We start from the raw sequence: 1,532 nt of genomic DNA, 5'->3' as shown, positions 1-1,532 counted from the left end.
AGTTTTATATCTGTATAGAGGTGAATTGTGAGCGAGCAGCAAAGTCGCGAAGTTTATCAAGAGTTAAGTGATCCGGAGTTATTGCGATATAGCCGGCAGATCATGTTGCCTAAATTCGATGTTGCGGGGCAGTTGGCGCTCAAGAATGCAAAAGTACTTATTATTGGTGCGGGTGGCTTGGGTAGCCCGGTTGCGATGTATCTTGCAGCAGCAGGTGTTGGCTGCATAACTATCGTTGATGATGACCATGTTGATGTTTCCAACTTGCAGCGCCAAATTCTACATGGCGAAAGCTCGTTAGGAAAAATGAAAGTAGACTCCGCGGCTGAAATGCTTGGCAATATAAACCCTCATGTTGAAGTGAAGGTACTTGCCAAACGTCTGGATGAGGAGGGGTTACGGTCTGCTGTCGCCAGAGTTGACTTGGTTTTGGACTGCAGCGACACATTCACAACTCGATTCTCGGTCAATAGAGCATGTGTCGAAGAAGCAAAGCCTCTAGTGTCTGGTGCCGCGATTCGAATGGAAGGGCAGGTAAGTGTTTTCGATATGCGTGACGATGAAGCACCGTGTTATCAGTGTTTGTATGCTGAAGGGGATGACGAGCAGCTTACCTGCTCAACGTCAGGTGTTATGGCGCCGTTGGTTGGCATTATAGGGAGCATGCAGGCAATGGAGGCTATTAAGGTACTGAGTGGCCTAGGATGTTCTTTAAAAGGGCGCTTAATGATGCTGGATGCTACTTCGATGGAGTGGCGGACGTTGAAACTGAAGAAAGACTCAGGCTGTCAGGTCTGTGGTAAATAAGTAAAACGGACTCTTGATTCGACTCAAGTAAAGCTAGATCAATTTGGTATTTTTAGTGAAAGATATTGCTTAATTACTATTTCCTTCCAATAATGAAAGTATACGGAGGAGTGGAGTGATGAGAGAGATTACATCGAAGCTAGGCTTGCTGGTATTGCTTTTTTCAGTAGGGAACGTTAGCGCAGAGACTCTTAAGTTCAGTTATTGGGATGATGCGAAGCCACCTTTTGTTATTGAACATGATGGTGTAGTCCATTCTGGCATTATCAAAGATCTGGCCGACCAGATTTCTTCCGAAGCGGGATTGCAAGCCGAGTTTGTGAAACTTCCAGTCTTGCGAATTGAGCAACAATTGCAGTCAGGTGACATCGATGTGGATTGTTTGACGAGCCCTATTTGGAAGGAATTACCTTCTTCCTATCATTGGTCCCCTGTTTTATTTGATGGGGCAGACAGATTTCTTGTTCGTCCAGAACTTAGCTTGAAGCTTCATTCATACAATGACCTTAAAGGAACAACTCTAGGAATCTATAACGGTTATGTTTATCACCCTGAAGTGATGAGCCTGATTAAGTCTGGAGACGTAGCGACAATCAAGCTGAAGGGCTTGGAGCATGGGATTCACTTGCTGCAATTGAAAAGGCTAGATGTGCTGATTGATTTCGGGATTTTGCTCAAGTATCAACTTCGAGAAAGAAAATTGAATGAGCAGCTTGTATTGGCCA

The 1,532-nt window shown here is 44.7% G+C and carries 2 protein-coding genes; both read left to right on the top strand.

The window, feature by feature from the left end; translation table 11 throughout:
• Nucleotides 1–27 precede the first annotated feature (27 nt).
• Nucleotides 28–807, top strand: coding sequence for a molybdopterin-synthase adenylyltransferase MoeB (locus A3757_RS02180; RefSeq protein WP_082870302.1), 780 nt, complete (start codon nt 28–30; stop codon nt 805–807).
• A gap of 118 nt (nt 808–925) precedes the next feature.
• A partial coding sequence (locus A3757_RS02175) for an ABC transporter substrate-binding protein (RefSeq protein ID WP_068739090.1) occupies nt 926–1,532 on the top strand: 607 nt, incomplete at its 3' end.

Source organism: Oleiphilus sp. HI0117, from assembly GCF_001635235.1.
This window is presented reverse-complemented; position numbering and strand designations above follow the sequence as displayed.